A 17,412-nucleotide genomic window follows, 5' to 3' on the forward strand; every position below is an offset into this window, starting at 1 on the left:
GTCCGCGCGCGCCAGTCAACGCCGACCGATCACCACTGGGCTCCAACCGAGATACGCCGGCAAGAACTGAACGCCAATAGTTGGCGCCCCCAGCATGATCCACGTGGCCGCGCAACAAAGAGCCCACTCCCGGAACGACGTTCCCCCATGCCCGTATGGCAACCTGTCGCCACTACGCACCGCTTCGGCGATCAAATTCAGATCACGCAACAAGATGTGCCAGGACACTCCATCTACCGCGAAATGATGAACCACCAAAAGCAGTACATCGTCGCCACCCTCAACACTGAACCAAACACTCTGGAACACCACCCCCTGCGCCGGCCTCAACGCCTTACGTGCTAGCTCAAAGCCCTCCACAACCGCCACAGCCACGTCATCACCGGCAGCAACCCTCACCTTGCTCACACAGTTACCCACCACCACCTGATCAGCCGACACCACCCGCCCATAGGCACCGCCATCCTCTTCAACGACACGCAGACGCAGCGCAGCATGCCGCTCAACCAGAATCCGCAAGATCGTCGACAACTCATCAAACTGCAAATTCGGCGGCACACCCACCACATACGCTTGGCAGAAATCGTCCAGCGAACCACCCAAACCACGTGCCCACTCCATAATCGGGGTCAGGGCAAAATCACCCGTGTCATCAACCCGAGCAGGAACTTCCGAGAGCACACCATCACCGGAGGCCACGGTCGACAACCCAGCCACGCTCTTCAAGCGAAACACATCTTGAGGCCTAAACACCAAGCCCCGCGACCGCGCCACACTCACCAACCGCATCGACGCAATACTGTCCCCGCCGAGGTCGAAGAAGTTGTCGTCCACACCAACCTCATTGAGGCCCAAAACTTCACAGAACGCCCCGCACAACAAATCCTCCACCGGAGTCTGCGGCCCACGCGAAGTACCCACCGAATACACCGGCACCGGCAACGCCCGACGATCCACCTTGCCGTTGACCGTCAACGGAACCCGATCCATCACCACCACCGCAGCCGGCACCATAAACTCCGGCAACCGCTGAGCAACAAACCGACGCACCTCAGAGACCTCAACACCCTCACCGGCGACCACATAACCAACCAGGCGCCGATCACCAGGGCGATCCTCACGCACCATCGCCACCGCATGCTCAACCCCCGGGTGAGCAGCCATCGCGGCCTCGACCTCACCCAGCTCGATACGGAAACCACGTACCTTCACCTGATCGTCAACACGCCCCACAAACTCCAACTGGCCATCAGCACGCCACCGCACCAGGTCACCGGTGCGATACATCCGCACACCCGAACCATCAAAGGGATCGGCCACAAAACGACTCGCCGTCAAACCCGCACGACCCAGATACCCGCGCGTCACACCCAAACCCGAGATATACAACTCACCCACAACACCCGGAGCCACCGGACCCAAACCAGAATCCAACACATAAACACGCACACCCGACAACGCACGCCCAATAGGCACACCCCCACCCACAACCAACGGATCACTCATCAACGCGCACACCGTCGCCTCAGTCGGCCCATACGCATTAACCATCCGCCGACCAACACACCACTCATCAACCACAGCAACAGAACACGCCTCACCACCGACAAAGAGAACCCGGGGAGTGGCTTTGTCGGTCAGGTCAGCTCCGGTTAGTGCACTGGGAGCGACCAATGCATGCGACACCGACGCCCTTCTGAAGTACTCAGATAGTTGGAGTCCTACACGAGCCTCATCAGATGCAATAGACAATGTGGAACCGCCTCCCATGGAGGTGCAGAGTTCGACGACCGACAAGTCGAACCCGAACGATCCGAACTGCATCACGGTGTCATCACGACTTACGTCGAGTCGTCTGACCTGATCATGTGTGAGGTTTGTTAGGCCGAGGTGGGTGGCGGTGACGCCTTTGGGGGTTCCGGTGGAGCCGGAGGTGTAGATGATGTAGGCGGCGTTGTGGGGGTGGAGGGGGGTGTGTCTGTCGTGGTCGGTGATTGCTGTGGTGGAGTGTCCGGTGAGGCGGTCGTGCAGTGCGGCGTCATCGAGGACCAGCGTCGTGGTATTGGTGTCCCCGAGCAGGTCGACCACTTCTGTGGTGGTCAGTAGTAACAGTGGCTGCGCATCGGTGAGCATGAACGCGATGCGGTCGGGCGGATACGAGGTGTCAATGGGTAGATAAGCTCCGCCGGCCTTGAGGACGGCCAACATCGAAATCACCATCTCCGGGCTGCGGGGCACGGCCAACCCGACGATGGTCTCCGGGCCCACGCCCTGGGAGATCAGCAACCGAGCCAACTGGTTAGAGGCCTCCTCAAGTTGTCCATAAGTCAGTGAGACATCCCCATAGACCACCGCGGTCTTATCCGGCGCCTGCCCAGCACGGGCGCTGACCATATCGGGCAACAACGGCAGCCGCTCGGCCTCAACAGCGCCACCGTCGTTCCACTGCTCCAGCACCTTGCGACGTTCATCATCGGTCAAGACGTCGATCGAACCCACCAAGCACAACGGATCATTGATCACCGCCTCCAACACCCGCTGAAAACGCTCCACCAACAACTGCACCGACTCCCGATCGAACACATCCGTGCGGAAGGTTGCCCGGATGGCCAGGTCGTGGCGTGGTAGTACCGCCACGGTCAGTGGGTAGTGGGTTTGATCGTGTCCTTCCAGTGTGGAAACGGTGAATCCTCGGCCGGTGGTAGCGAAGTCGTCGTTACTCATGGGGTAGTTCTCAACGACGAACATCGAGTCAAACAGCTTGTGTGTCCCTGAAATTCGGTGCAGATCGGTTAGACCGATGTGGTGGTGGTCCAGCAGGCTGGCGTTGGTTGCTTGGGCCTGGGCGAAAATATCCGCTACGGAAAGTGCCGGGGGGCAGGGGATCCGGATGGGGATGGTGTTGATGAAAAGTCCGACCATCGATTCATGGCCTGTGAGGTCGGCGGGCCTGCCGGATACCGGGCTGCCGTAGATGACATCGGTTCGCCCGGTGAATTTCGCCAGGGTCAGTGCCCATGCCACCTGCAAACAGGTGCTAAAAGTTAGCCCCTGATCAGCAGCGAGCTTGCGTGCGGAATGGTAGAGGTCTTCTGGGAGTACACAGTCGAGCACTTCCATCTCTGTCGGCTCGTCGGGCGTTTCGGGTGCGATGAGGAAGGGTTCGGCATCGGGTGAGCAGTTCTTCCCATGCGCTGAGCGAGGCGTCGTGATCAACGTTGGTCTCCAACCATTCAAAGAACCGCCGATACGGGATGGGCGTAGGCAGGGCGGAGTCACTGCCGTGATGTTCATAGATGCTGAGCAACTCACGCAACAGGACGGGCATCGACCACCCGTCAAGGATGAGGTGGTGATTAACCAGCGATAGCAGATGCCTCTCCGGAGCGATTCTGATCAGCAGTGCACGAATCAAAACGTCGTGGGAGCTGTCGAATTGAGTTGCCCTGGCCTCAGCGAGCAGCTCAGTCAGATGCGATTCGGCAGTATCGGGGGTCTTCAGCGCTGATATCGACTTGCTGGAACGGCATGTCCACCGTGGCCGGAATGATCTGGATCGCCCGATCGCTTTGGTGCCTGAACCGGGCGGCCAGGTGCGGATGACGTTGAACCAAGACGTTCAACGACTTGCGCAGCAAGGCTGCGTCCACGGGGCCTTCCAGGCCAAGGTTGAGCTGAACATTGTAGATATCACGGTGCCCACAGCACCGAAATCGGTGTGAAAGATCAACCCTTCCTGGACTGGGGTGGCGGGAAGGACATCGGCGATACGGCCCCATCCCTGGTCGTCGAGGGTGTCGATGAGACTCTGGCTGACCCCCTTGAGCACGAGGTCAGACGGCGTTACACCACTAGCGCCGGCATCTACCTTGTCAACCAAGACCTCCAGCGCTTCAAACCAATGCCTGCCAAGTTGAGCGATCTGCGCTTCATCGAAATAGGTTCCCGCCCAATTCCACACGGCACTCAGTCGGGGACCCTCAATCGAATCCAACGTAATCGCATTGACTTCCAACGCATTAACCATCGTGACGTCTTCAGACATCCCGCCCAAGAAGGGCCGCACACCGCCCACAGAGACCGGCCTCCACTCTGAGTTCTCAGAGTCGACCGCCACCCGCCCAAGGTAGTTAAACCCGACGTTGGGTTCCTTCATCTCCTGGAGCCCAGAAGATGGATCGAAGTACCGTAGTACCTGGTAGTTGACCCCGTCTGGAGAGCTGCGCAACGACTCCTTCGTGCGCTTCACAAAAGCCGATACTCTCTTCAGCTCACGATCTGCAAACAGTTCCGGATCGCATTCGAGTGACACCGGATACCTACTGGTAAACCACCCCACCGTTGAAGACAGGTCCACATGTTCAGCGACATCCTCGTAACGACCGTGCCCTTCGAGGTTCACATCCACACGCGACGATCCGCGCCAAGCACTCAACGCCAACGCGAACGCAGCGAGGAGCACTTCCTGGACGTTGGCATTGAACGCCGCGGGTACACGTGTCAACACCGCATGAGTAATGGCCGGATCCAAATCCAAACTCAACGACCCCGAATCCCGGTAGGTCGGCGCGCCAGTCAAACGCCGACCGATCACCACTGGGCTCCAACCGAGATACGCCGGCAAGAACTGAACGCCAATAGTTGGCGCCCCCAGCATGATCCACGTGGCCGCGCAACAAAGACGCCCACTCCCGGAACGACGTTCCCCCATGCCCGTATGGCAACCTGTCGCCACTACGCACCGCTTCGGCGATCAAATTCAGATCACGCAACAAGATGTGCCAGGACACTCCATCTACCGCGAAATGATGAACCACCAAAAGCAGTACATCGTCGCCACCCTCAACACTGAACCAAACACTCTGGAACACCACCCCCTGCGCCGGCCTCAACGCCTTACGTGCTAGCTCAAAGCCCTCCACAAACCGCCACAGCCACGTCATCACCGGCAGCAACCCTCACCTTGCTCACACAGTTACCCACCACCACCTGATCAGCCGACACCACCCGCCCATAGGCACCGCCATCCTCTTCAACGACACGCAGACGCAGCGCAGCATGCCGCTCAACCAGAATCCGCAAGATCGTCGACAACTCATCAAACTGCAAATTCGGCGGCACACCCACCACATACGCTTGGCAGAAATCGTCCAGCGAACCACCCAAACCACGTGCCCACTCCATAATCGGGGTCAGGGCAAAATCACCCGTGTCATCAACCCGAGCAGGAACTTCCGAGAGCACACCATCACCGGAGGCCACGGTCGACAACCCAGCCACGCTCTTCAAGCGAAACACATCTTGAGGCCTAAACACCAAGCCCCGCGACCGCGCCACACTCACCAACCGCATCGACGCAATACTGTCCCCGCCGAGGTCGAAGAAGTTGTCGTCCACACCAACCTCATTGAGGCCCAAAACTTCACAGAACGCCCCGCACAACAAATCCTCCACCGGAGTCTGCGGCCCACGCGAAGTACCCACCGAATACACCGGCACCGGCAACGCCCGACGATCCACCTTGCCGTTGACCGTCAACGGAACCCGATCCATCACCACCACCGCAGCCGGCACCATAAACTCCGGCAACCGCTGAGCAACAAACCGACGCACCTCAGCCGCCCGGTCGACCATGGACGGGTCGTTGACCCAATCTACTAATGAGCCGGTCCTAGCCGGTGTCAAGTATGGGCCGGAATGCGTTAGGCCAGATTGGCTGGCCCCCTGGTCCAGTTTCGCGTGCCGGTGCACGAATACGACGTCAATGAGGCCAGGAGTTGTCGACCACGTTGTCCACACCTCGTAGCCCAGCTTTTGCCCGACGAGGTGGCACTGATGCGGTGACGCGACACCCACGGATGCGGACAAATCCATTGGTAGGTCTGCAAGATGCGCTCTGCCGTCGGCGTTGGCGAGGGCGTCGGCTTTAGCCAGATCCGGCCAAACTCCCGCGTGGGGCACTCCAGTAATCCGGATTGAGAGCGGTACCTCTGACCGAAGGTAGTCGTCCAGTGCGACCAAGTTGCCGAAGCGCTGCCAGGTGAGAGAAGGCAAGTGCGTTCGAGACTGCGACCGAGCCGGTGCTTTTCGCAGTATTACGTCGTAACGGTACGCGCTAAGTTCGTTGATTGAGTGCATGTTCTTGAGATGCACTTCGACACATGCAATATCGGTCAAATGCTCACAGAGTACCGCAAAAAACTCCGGCGCCAGTAACAACTCATTCTCGGCGAGAATTTCTCTGCGTACTCGTTCCCTTAGTGCATCGATGGTATCGGAGTTATTGGCCTTCGCGCACACCACACCAGTGATAAAGGCTTGTTGTAGTTTTAGGTTTCGAATGTCGCCAACGAGAAGAGCGCCGCCTGGCGCTAGTCGCTGGAAGGCGGCTTTCAGCACGTCGAGCAGGTAGCCCAAGCTCGGGAAGTACTGGATGACCGAGTTGAGTACAACTGTGTCGAAGTAGTTTTCGGGAAGGTCATCCGAAACGTCAGCCGCTTGCGTCCGCAACCGGACCCGGTTGCCCCATTGTTGCCTTCGCAATGCTGTCTGCAGGTTCAGGATAGTGTCTGCAGCGAAGTCAGTGCCCCAGTACTCATCACAGTCGGGCGCTAGCTGAGACAGCAACAGGCCAGATCCGACTCCAATCTCCAACAGGCGACGTGGTCTGAGCGTACGTATCCGGTCCACGGTGTCCGCTCGCCACTCCTCCATTTGTCCGATAGGAATCGGAGTACCTGAGTAGCTGCTACTCCAGCCCCGGAAGTCGCCTCCGAAGCTGTCGCTGCTGTTGATCGCGACGTCTGTTGAGTACAGGCCGCCGTAAACCATTCGCCAGTGCGCAACTTTTTCGGCCTCGCGTGCGGGTTCGCGCGTCAGCATCGCGTTCCGGTCCAGGACGATATAGCCCACTAACTGCTTCTGGGAGGCGTCAGCGTCGGTTAAGACAGGACTTGCCGCGGTGCATGTAGAGACCACTGCCTGGGCAACCCGTGGGTGAGCAGCCATCGCGGCCTCGACCTCACCCAGCTCGATACGGAAACCACGTACCTTCACCTGATCGTCAACACGCCCCACAAACTCCAACTGGCCATCAGCACGCCACCGCACCAGGTCACCGGTGCGATACATCCGCACACCCGAACCATCAAAGGGATCGGCCACAAAACGACTCGCCGTCAAACCCGCACGACCCAGATACCCGCGCGTCACACCCAAACCCGAGATATACAACTCACCCACAACACCCGGAGCCACCGGACCCAAACCAGAATCCAACACATATAGCGAAAGATGGGCCAACGGGCTACCGACGTTTCCACGTTTGAGACCACTTATGGTGACTGGCGGGCAGCTTGTAGCGTGCACGGTCGACTCAGTAATTCCGTACATGTTGACAACACGGATCTGATCATCAGCTGCATGCAACGCTTTGACCTTCGCCGCTTCGAGCGGTTCGCCGCCTGTAACTATGGTTAATACCGGTACTGGTAACTCGATATCGCGCATCGCCTCGAGCAGCAAGTACAGGGCGGTAGGTGTTTGGCTGACGATCGTCGCATGTGTGCGCGCAATCTCCGCCGCGAACGACTCTGGCGATCTAGCTAGTTCTCTTGATACAAGCACAGCCTGGGCGCCTGTCGAGAGCGCCCCGAATATCTCCCACACTGAGAAGTCGAAGGCACTTGAATGAAACACCGTCCAGATTTGGGAGCTGTTGAGGTCGATCTGGTCGACAGAATTCAGAAGAGCCGTTAGGCCGAGGTGGGTGGCGGTGACGCCTTTGGGGGTTCCGGTGGAGCCGGAGGTGTAGATGATGTAGGCGGCGTTGTGGGGGTGGAGGGGGGTGTGTCTGTCGTGGTCGGTGATTGCTGTGGTGGAGTGTCCGGTGAGGCGGTCGTGCAGTGCGGCGTCATCGAGGACCAGCGTCGTGGTATTGGTGTCCCCGAGCAGGTCGACCACTTCTGTGGTGGTCAGTAGTAACAGTGGCTGCGCATCGGTGAGCATGAACGCGATGCGGTCGGGCGGATACGAGGTGTCAATGGGTAGATAAGCTCCGCCGGCCTTGAGGACGGCCAACATCGAAATCACCATCTCCGGGCTGCGGGGCACGGCCAACCCGACGATGGTCTCCGGGCCCACGCCCTGGGAGATCAGCAACCGAGCCAACTGGTTAGAGGCCTCCTCAAGTTTGTCCATAAGTCAGTGAGACATCCCCATAGACCACCGCGGTCTTATCCGGCGCCCTGCCCAGCACGGGCGCTGACCATATCGGGCAACAACGGCAGCCGCTCGGCCTCAACAGCGCCACCGTCGTTCCACTGCTCCAGCACCTTGCGACGTTCATCATCGGTCAAGACGTCGATCGAACCCACCAAGCACAACGGATCATTGATCACCGCCTCCAACACCCGCTGAAAACGCTCCACCAACAACTGCACCGACTCCCGATCGAACACATCCGTGCGGAAGGTTGCCCGGATGGCCAGGTCGTGGCGTGGTAGTACCGCCACGGTCAGTGGGTAGTGGGTTTGATCGTGTCCTTCCAGTGTGGAAACGGTGAATCCTCGGCCGTGGTAGCGAAGTCGTCGTTACTCATGGGGTAGTTCTCAACGACGAACATCGAGTCAAACAGCTTGTGTGTCCCTGAAATTCGGTGCAGATCGGTTAGACCGATGTGGTGGTGGTCCAGCAGGCTGGCGTTGGTTGCTTGGGCCTGGGCGAAAATATCCGCTACGGAAAGTGCCGGGGGGCAGGGATCCGGATGGGGATGGTGTTGATGAAAAGTCCGACCATCGATTCATGGCCTGTGAGGTCGGCGGGCCTGCCGGATACCGGGCTGCCGTAGATGACATCGGTTCGCCCGGTGAATTTCGCCAGGGTCAGTGCCCATGCCACCTGCAAACAGGTGCTAAAAGTTAGCCCCTGATCAGCAGCGAGCTTGCGTGGCGGAATGGTAGAGGTCTTCTGGGAGTACACAGTCGAGCACTTCCATCTCTGTCGGCTCGTCGGGCGTTTCGGGTGCGATGAGGAAGGGTTCGGCATCGTGAGCAGTTCTTCCCATGCGCTGAGCGAGGCGTCGTGATCAACGTTGGTCTCCAACCATTCAAAGAACCGCCGATACGGGATGGGCGTAGGCAGGGCGGAGTCACTGCCGTGATGTTCATAGATGCTGAGCAACTCACGCAACAGGACGGGCATCGACCACCCGTCAAGGATGAGGTGGTGATTAACCAGCGATAGCAGATGCCTCTCCGGACGATTCTGATCAGCAGTGCACGAATCAAAACGTCGTGGGAGCTGTCGAATTGAGTTGCCCTGGCCTCAGCGAGCAGCTCAGTCAATGCGATTCGGCAGTATCGGGTCTTCAGCGCTGATATCGACTTGCTGGAACGGCATGTCCACCGTGGCCGGAATGATCTGGATCGCCCGATCGCTTTGGTGCCTGAACCGGGCGGCCAGGTGCGGATGACGTTGAACCAAGACGTTTCAACGACTTGCGCAGCAAGGCTGCGTCCACGGGGCCTTCCAGGCCAAGGTTGAGCTGAACATTGTAGATATCACGGTGCCCCACAGCACCGAAATCGGTGTGAAAGATCAACCCTTCCTGGACTGGGGTGGCGGGAAGGACATCGGCGATACGGCCCCATCCCTGGTCGTCGAGGGTGTCGATGAGACTCTGGTGACCCCCTTGAGCACGAGGTCAGACGGCGTTACACCACTAGCGCCGGCATCTACCTTGTCAACCAAGACCTCCAGCGCTTCAAACCAATGCCTGCCAAGTTGAGCGATCTGCGCTTCATCGAAATAGGTTCCCGCCCAATTCCACACGGCACTCAGTCGGGACCCTCAATCGAATCCAACGTAATCGCATTGACTTCCAACGCATTAACCATCGTGACGTCTTCAGACATCCCGCCCAAGAAGGGCCGCACACCGCCCACAGAGACCGGCCTCCACTCTGAGTTCTCAGAGTCGACCGCCACCCGCCCAAGGTATTAAACCCGACGTTGGTTCCTTCATCTCCTGGAGCCCAGAAGATGGATCGAAGTACCGTAGTACCTGGTAGTTGACCCCGTCTGGAGAGCTGCGCAACGACTCCTTCGTGCGCTTCACAAAAGCCGATACTCTCTTCAGCTCACGATCTGCAAACAGTTCCGGATCGCATTCGAGTGACACCGGATACCTACTGGTAAACCACCCCACCGTTGAAGACAGGTCCACATGTTCAGCGACATCCTCGTAACGACCGTGCCCTTCGAGGTTCACATCCACACGCGACGATCCGCGCCAAGCACTCAACGCCAACGCGAACGCAGCGAGGAGCACTTCCTGGACGTTGGCATTGAACGCCGCGGGTACACGTGTCAACACCGCATGAGTAATGGCCGGATCCAAATCCAAACTCAACGACCCCGAATCCCGGTAGGTCGGCGCGCCAGTCAACGCCGACCGATCACCACTGGGCTCCAACCGAGATACGCCGGCAAGAACTGAACGCCAATAGTTGGCGCCCCCAGCATGATCCACGTGGCCGCGCAACAAAGACGCCCACTCCCGGAACGACGTTCCCCCATGCCCGTATGGCAACCTGTCGCCACTACGCACCGCTTCGGCGATCAAATTCAGATCACGCAACAAGATGTGCCAGGACACTCCATCTACCGCGAAATGATGAACCACCAAAAGCAGTACATCGTCGCCACCCTCAACACTGAACCAAACACTCTGGAACACCACCCCCTGCGCCGGCCTCAACGCCTTACGTGCTAGCTCAAAGCCCTCCACAACCGCCACAGCCACGTCATCACCGGCAGCAACCCTCACCTTGCTCACACAGTTACCCACCACCACCTGATCAGCCGACACCACCCGCCCATAGGCACCGCCATCCTCTTCAACGACACGCAGACGCAGCGCAGCATGCCGCTCAACCAGAATCCGCAAGATCGTCGACAACTCATCAAACTGCAAATTCGGCGGCACACCCACCACATACGCTTGGCAGAAATCGTCCAGCGAACCACCCAAACCACGTGCCCACTCCATAATCGGGGTCAGGGCAAAATCACCCGTGTCATCAACCCGAGCAGGAACTTCCGAGAGCACACCATCACCGGAGGCCACGGTCGACAACCCAGCCACGCTCTTCAAGCGAAACACATCTTGAGGCCTAAACACCAAGCCCCCGCCCGCGCCACACTCACCAACCGCATCGACGCAATACTGTCCCCGCCGAGGTCGAAGAAGTTGTCGTCCACACCAACCTCATTGAGGCCCAAAACTTCGCAGAACGCCCCGCACAACAAATCCTCCACCGGAGTCTGCGGCCCACGCGAAGTACCCACCGAATACACCGGCACCGGCAACGCCCGACGATCCACCTTGCCGTTGACCGTCAACGGAACCCGATCCATCACCACCACCGCAGCCGGCACCATAAACTCCGGCAACCGCTGAGCAACAAACCGACGCACCTCAGAGACCTCAACACCCTCACCGGCGACCACATAACCAACCAGGCGCCGATCACCAGGGCGATCCTCACGCACCATCGCCACCGCATGCTCAACCCCCGGGTGAGCAGCCATCGCGGCCTCGACCTCACCCAGCTCGATACGGAAACCACGTACCTTCACCTGATCGTCAACACGCCCCACAAACTCCAACTGGCCATCAGCACGCCACCGCACCAGGTCACCGGTGCGATACATCCGCACACCCGAACCATCAAAGGGATCGGCCACAAAACGACTCGCCGTCAAACCCGCACGACCCAGATACCCGCGCGTCACACCCAAACCCGAGATATACAACTCACCCACAACACCCGGAGCCACCGGACCCAAACCAGAATCCAACACATAAACACGCACACCCGACAACGCACGCCCAATAGGCACACCCCCACCCACAACCAACGGATCACTCATCAACGCGCACACCGTCGCCTCAGTCGGCCCATACGCATTAACCATCCGCCGACCAACACACCACTCATCAACCACAGCAACAGAACACGCCTCACCGACCGTGGTTATCGACTGCACAGCAATTAGATCTTCGGGTTGCAGCGTCGAAAGTAGGGCTGGTGTGATCGTGACGTGAGTGATCGCCTGGCTTCGGATCAACGAACTCATCGCTGCCAAGTCAGACGTGTCCAATGGCAGAACGATTGAAAGCCCCTCACGTAGGGATGCTAAAAGTTCCCACACAGCGCTATCGAACGAAACAGAGGCAATGCAAAGCACTTTTGATCGACGGCCCAAACCGACCCGTGACATATGGCGGCTCTGTGTGAGGTTTGTTAGGCCGAGGTGGGTGGCGGTGACGCCTTTGGGGGTTCCGGTGGAGCCGGAGGTGTAGATGATGTAGGCGGCGTTGTGGGGGTGGAGGGGGGTGTGTCTGTCGTGGTCGGTGATTGCTGTGGTGGAGTGTCCGGTGAGGCGGTCGTGCAGTGCGGCGTCATCGAGGACCAGCGTCGTGGTATTGGTGTCCCCGAGCAGGTCGACCACTTCTGTGGTGGTCAGTAGTAACAGTGGCTGCGCATCGGTGAGCATGAACGCGATGCGGTCGGGCGGATACGAGGTGTCAATGGGTAGATAAGCTCCGCCGGCCTTGAGGACGGCCAACATCGAAATCACCATCTCCGGGCTGCGGGGCACGGCCAACCCGACGATGGTCTCCGGGCCCACGCCCTGGGAGATCAGCAACCGAGCCAACTGGTTAGAGGCCTCCTCAAGTTGTCCATAAGTCAGTGAGACATCCCCATAGACCACCGCGGTCTTATCCGGCGCCTGCCCAGCACGGGCGCTGACCATATCGGGCAACAACGGCAGCCGCTCGGCCTCAACAGCGCCACCGTCGTTCCACTGCTCCAGCACCTTGCGACGTTCATCATCGGTCAAGACGTCGATCGAACCCACCAAGCACAACGGATCATTGATCACCGCCTCCAACACCCGCTGAAAACGCTCCACCAACAACTGCACCGACTCCCGATCGAACACATCCGTGCGATACTCCAGGGCTCCGGTAATGCCCTGATCAGGTGAGTCAGCCAAACTAAACACCAAGTCCATACGGGCCGTCTTCGTCGCGATCGGCACGGGTGTCACATCCAGACCGTCCAGCGCCAGCGTCGCGCTCGCCGTGTTGTTCCAGGCCAGCATTACTTGGAATATTGGCTGATGAGCCAGGGAGCGAACAGGATTGAGCAGCTCCACAATATGTTCGAACGGAACGTCTTGATTATGGAAGGCGTCAAGGCTGCGTTCCCGTACGTTGTTCAAGACCTCAAGGAAGGTAGGAGTACCCGAGAGATCGATTCGCAACACCGCCGTGTTGACGAAGAACCCGATCAGATCGTTGAGGGCCTCATCGGTGCGACCCGCCACAGGAGTGCCCAACGCAATATCCTCACCAGCACCCATGCGTGAGAGCAGCACTGACACAGCGGCCGCAACTACCATGAAACTGCTGGCACCGTGTCGCCGGGCCAACAGCGACACGTTTCGGGCAGTTTCCTGGTCGATATCAAAGGCCACCACATCCCCGGCATACGACGCCACGGCAGGGTACGGGCGATCAGTCGGTAGTGAGATATGAGCCGGCAGCCCGGCAAGAGTCTTCTCCCAGTACTGCGCCTGGACGCCGAGCTGGCTAGTCGGGTCCCGCAGCTCGCGAAACAGTTCTTCCTGCCACAAACTGTAGTCAACATACTGGACCGGCAACGGCTCCCAATCTGGAGCAACCCCGCAACGGCGTGCCGCATAGGCATGCTTGAGGTCTTCAAACAGTGGACGCATCGACCAGCCGTCGCTAGCGATGTGGTGTACCACAATGACCAACACATGCTCAGTCGCCGAGACCGTCACCAACTTCGCGAGAAGTGGAGGCTGGGCGGCCAGGTCAAATCGATGTCGCGCTAGCTGTGTCAAGACTTCGTCAAGCGCCTGCCCGGCAGCCAGCCGGCCAATCTCTAATCCTGAAAATCCTTGCGTACCCGACAGAACCCTCTGAAACGGCCGACCCTCCACCTCAACAAACACGGTGCGCAAACTCTCATGACGATCAACAACGTCACCCAGAGCCGCATCCAGCGCCGCGACATCAACATCACCGACCACACGCAACGCAAACGGCATGTTATACGCCGGTTCCAGATCACCAACACGATCCAAAAACCACAAACGAGACTGCGCCGCCGACGCAGGCACAACGTCAGCTCTGACACAGGATGAGAGTTTTGGTTTGGACGTCAGGCCTTTCGCACGACGACCGGTATGGGGGGCGAGTTGGGTGATGGTGGGGTGGTCGAAGAGGGTGCGTACGGTGAGGTCGGCGGCCAGGGTGTGCCTGAGTCGGGCGACCAGCCGTGTTGCCAGCAAGGAGTTCCCGCCGAGGTCGAAGAAGTTGTCGTCCACACCAACCTCATTGAGGCCCAAAACTTCACAGAACGCCCCGCACAACAAATCCTCCACCGGAGTCTGCGGCCCACGCGAAGTACCCACCGAATACACCGGCACCGGCAACGCCCGACGATCCACCTTGCCGTTGACCGTCAACGGAACCCGATCCATCACCACCACCGCAGCCGGCACCATAAACTCCGGCAACCGCTGAGCAACAAACCGACGCACCTCAGAGACCTCAACACCCTCACCGGCGACCACATAACCAACCAGGCGCCGATCACCAGGGCGATCCTCACGCACCATCGCCACCGCATGCTCAACCCCCGGGTGAGCAGCCATCGCGGCCTCGACCTCACCCAGCTCGATACGGAAACCACGTACCTTCACCTGATCGTCAACACGCCCCACAAACTCCAACTGGCCATCAGCACGCCACCGCACCAGGTCACCGGTGCGATACATCCGCACACCCGAACCATCAAAGGGATCGGCCACAAAACGACTCGCCGTCAAACCCGCACGACCCAGATACCCGCGCGTCACACCCAAACCCGAGATATACAACTCACCCACAACACCCGGAGCCACCGGACCCAAACCAGAATCCAACACATAAACACGCACACCCGACAACGCACGCCCAATAGGCACACCCCCACCCACAACCAACGGATCACTCATCAACGCGAAGACGCTCGCCTCTGTCGGCCCGTAGACGTTGAGGATCACGGCGCCCATGTCAACCCATTGATATGCCACATGGACGGGCAGCGCTTCTCCGGCGAATAAGACCCTCGATGTGCTCACTGGCAGCGACTCATCAATACCGGCCAACACTGAGGGAACACCACTGAGGTACGAGACGTCGGTGCTCGGCCGCCAGTTGGCGAGTGCGCTCTGATCGGTCAGAAGCTCAACGCTTGTGCCGTTCGACAGAGAGCAGAGGACCTCATGTACAGAGACGTCAAATTGAATGGAGGTACCGGACACGCTTCGGGCGTCGTTTCCGTTGATTGATTGCGAGGCGTCTCCGACCAAACTCGACCAATTCTGTGTGAGGTTTGTTAGGCCGAGGTGGGTGGCGGTGACGCCTTTGGGGGTTCCGGTGGAGCCGGAGGTGTAGATGATGTAGGCGGCGTTGTGGGGGTGGAGGGGGGTGTGTCTGTCGTGGTCGGTGATTGCTGTGGTGGAGTGTCCGGTGAGGCGGTCGTGCAGTGCGGCGTCATCGAGGACCAGCGTCGTGGTATTGGTGTCCCCGAGCAGGTCGACCACTTCTGTGGTGGTCAGTAGTAACAGTGGCTGCGCATCGGTGAGCATGAACGCGATGCGGTCGGGCGGATACGAGGTGTCAATGGGTAGATAAGCTCCGCCGGCCTTGAGGACGGCCAACATCGAAATCACCATCTCCGGGCTGCGGGGCACGGCCAACCCGACGATGGTCTCCGGGCCCACGCCCTGGGAGATCAGCAACCGAGCCAACTGGTTAGAGGCCTCCTCAAGTTGTCCATAAGTCAGTGAGACATCCCCATAGACCACCGCGGTCTTATCCGGCGCCTGCCCAGCACGGGCGCTGACCATATCGGGCAACAACGGCAGCCGCTCGGCCTCAACAGCGCCACCGTCGTTCCACTGCTCCAGCACCTTGCGACGTTCATCATCGGTCAAGACGTCGATCGAACCCACCAAGCACAACGGATCATTGATCACCGCCTCCAACACCCGCTGAAAACGCTCCACCAACAACTCAACGTCCTGGCTGCTGTAGAGAGCGGCGTTCGCGTGAATGTCGAGGTCGATCACATCGAAGTCTATGTCGAAGACCATAAAGGAAAGGTTGTCGACCAATCCGCCCGACTGTACGACTTGGGTTACGGCGTGGCCGCCGAACTCCATTTTGTAACTGTACCGCATATAGTTTACTTCGTAGTGATAGAGGGCAGATAATCCGCCAGAAATATTCAGGCTGCGAGCGAGCTCTTCCCCGCGGAACCCTTGCACTGACTGAGCTATATCAACCGCCCGCGCGGTATTGGTCATCACATCCGCAAAGGTGCTCGACTTTTCGACCGTAACGCAAAGCGGCAACGCGTTGGCAAAGGGACCGACAGAGGTCCTTGCCTCTGCCGAACGTCTGGAGCCGAACAGCATTCCGTGGGCGACGTGGCCTGAATCGGTAAACCTTCCTGCGAGTACGCCAACAGTAGCGGTCATAAAAGTTGAAGCCTTGACGCCATAATCAGCACAGATTTCACGCACTCGGTTAACTAACTTTGCATCCAACCGAAATCGCTGTGTCAAATTATGGCGAGCCGACCGATAACTCCGACGACCATGGCTAAAGTCCACGAGTTCGAAACTACGCGAAGCGACAGCTTCACGATAGGCATCGAATTCTGGGCCGAGCACCCTCTTACGTTCGCCGGATTCAAGCTTGAGGTAATCGGCGATCGCATTTATTTGTTGACCGATTGGAGCGTCGCGGGCGTTTGAACCGAGATTGTATACTTCCGCGACCTGCGCGGCAATTAGCGAAAGACCAAACGCGTCCGTCACTACGTGATGGTACACATGTTGCCAAATATATGTATCCGTAGATAACTTAAAGAGTGCGTAACGGTAGAGTGGCCCTTCCCTCAGATCTAGGGGTTCTGCGAGATTCTCTGCCATGAAGCTCTGCGATTTTGCGAGCCGATCCTCCGAAGCGCTGAGGTCGTAATATGTGAAGGGAAAGTCCGACCCGCCAGCATTGCAAGGCTCCTGCCAAACAACACCATCATTGTCCTGTCTGACTACAACTTGCAAACAAGGATTGCTGGCAACCACACGCTCGCAGGCAGTTCGCAATCGATCAGCATTGATGGGACCATGGATGATGAGATACTCTCCAATCTGCCGCACCGGCGCTTCCGTCGCTAACTGCTCCGCGAGCCAGATTTCCATTTGGGTGGACGACAGAGGGTATCGGTCAACCATGCTTAGTTCCTCCGCAATGATC

At 58.7% G+C, this 17,412-nt stretch carries 7 protein-coding genes and 3 pseudogenes; all 10 read right to left on the minus strand.

Annotated features, from left to right (window positions below; all coding sequences use genetic code 11):
- Positions 1-15: 15 nt before the first annotated feature.
- Positions 16-3,216, minus strand: a complete 3,201-nt coding sequence (locus tag I7X18_RS26125) for a non-ribosomal peptide synthetase (RefSeq protein ID WP_198730481.1) — start codon at positions 3,214-3,216, stop codon at positions 16-18.
- Positions 3,197-3,511: pseudogene (locus tag I7X18_RS30160) on the minus strand (condensation domain-containing protein); the annotation flags it as partial. The pseudogene I7X18_RS30160 and the gene I7X18_RS26125, both read right to left, overlap by 20 nt.
- Positions 3,465-3,650: a hypothetical protein gene (locus I7X18_RS30165; protein WP_408632899.1), complete on the minus strand. Its 186-nt coding sequence runs from the start codon at positions 3,648-3,650 to the stop codon at positions 3,465-3,467. The gene I7X18_RS30165 and the pseudogene I7X18_RS30160, both read right to left, overlap by 47 nt.
- Entirely contained in the window at positions 3,620-4,711 is a 1,092-nt protein-coding gene (locus tag I7X18_RS29740) for a condensation domain-containing protein (protein WP_232375335.1), read from the minus strand. Before I7X18_RS29740 ends, I7X18_RS30165 begins: the two co-directional genes overlap by 31 nt.
- Positions 4,677-4,943, minus strand: a pseudogene (locus I7X18_RS30170) (condensation domain-containing protein); the annotation flags it as partial. The gene I7X18_RS29740 and the pseudogene I7X18_RS30170, both read right to left, overlap by 35 nt.
- A pseudogene (locus tag I7X18_RS26140) lies at positions 4,909-8,133 on the minus strand (amino acid adenylation domain-containing protein); the annotation flags it as partial. The pseudogenes I7X18_RS26140 and I7X18_RS30170, both read right to left, overlap by 35 nt.
- Positions 8,134-8,234: 101 nt before the next feature.
- A complete protein-coding gene (locus tag I7X18_RS26145; RefSeq protein WP_232375336.1) occupies positions 8,235-8,513 on the minus strand; it encodes a hypothetical protein in 279 nt (92 codons plus the stop codon).
- A 220-nt stretch (positions 8,514-8,733) separates the two neighbouring features.
- Positions 8,734-9,201, minus strand: coding sequence for a condensation domain-containing protein (locus tag I7X18_RS26150; protein WP_232375337.1), 468 nt, complete (start codon positions 9,199-9,201; stop codon positions 8,734-8,736).
- Positions 9,202-9,969: 768 nt separating this feature from the next.
- Entirely contained in the window at positions 9,970-11,145 is a 1,176-nt protein-coding gene (locus I7X18_RS26155; RefSeq protein ID WP_232375525.1) for a condensation domain-containing protein, read from the minus strand.
- Between the two features lie 5 nt (positions 11,146-11,150).
- On the minus strand, positions 11,151-17,390 hold the full coding sequence (locus tag I7X18_RS26160; protein ID WP_332522606.1) for a non-ribosomal peptide synthetase: 6,240 nt from the start codon (positions 17,388-17,390) through the stop codon (positions 11,151-11,153).
- Positions 17,391-17,412 lie beyond the last annotated feature (22 nt).

The organism is Mycolicibacterium baixiangningiae (assembly GCF_016313185.1).
Classification (GTDB): domain Bacteria; phylum Actinomycetota; class Actinomycetes; order Mycobacteriales; family Mycobacteriaceae; genus Mycobacterium; species Mycobacterium baixiangningiae.

Coding starts and splice junctions, on each gene's coding strand:
- I7X18_RS26150 (WP_232375337.1), bottom strand. CDS start 9,201: ATGCCCGTCCTGTTGCGTGAGTTGCTCAGCATCTATGAACATCACGGC.
- I7X18_RS26160 (WP_332522606.1), bottom strand. CDS start 17,390: ATGGTTGACCGATACCCTCTGTCGTCCACCCAAATGGAAATCTGGCTC.
- I7X18_RS29740 (WP_232375335.1), bottom strand. CDS start 4,711: ATGGGGGAACGTCGTTCCGGGAGTGGGCGTCTTTGTTGCGCGGCCACG.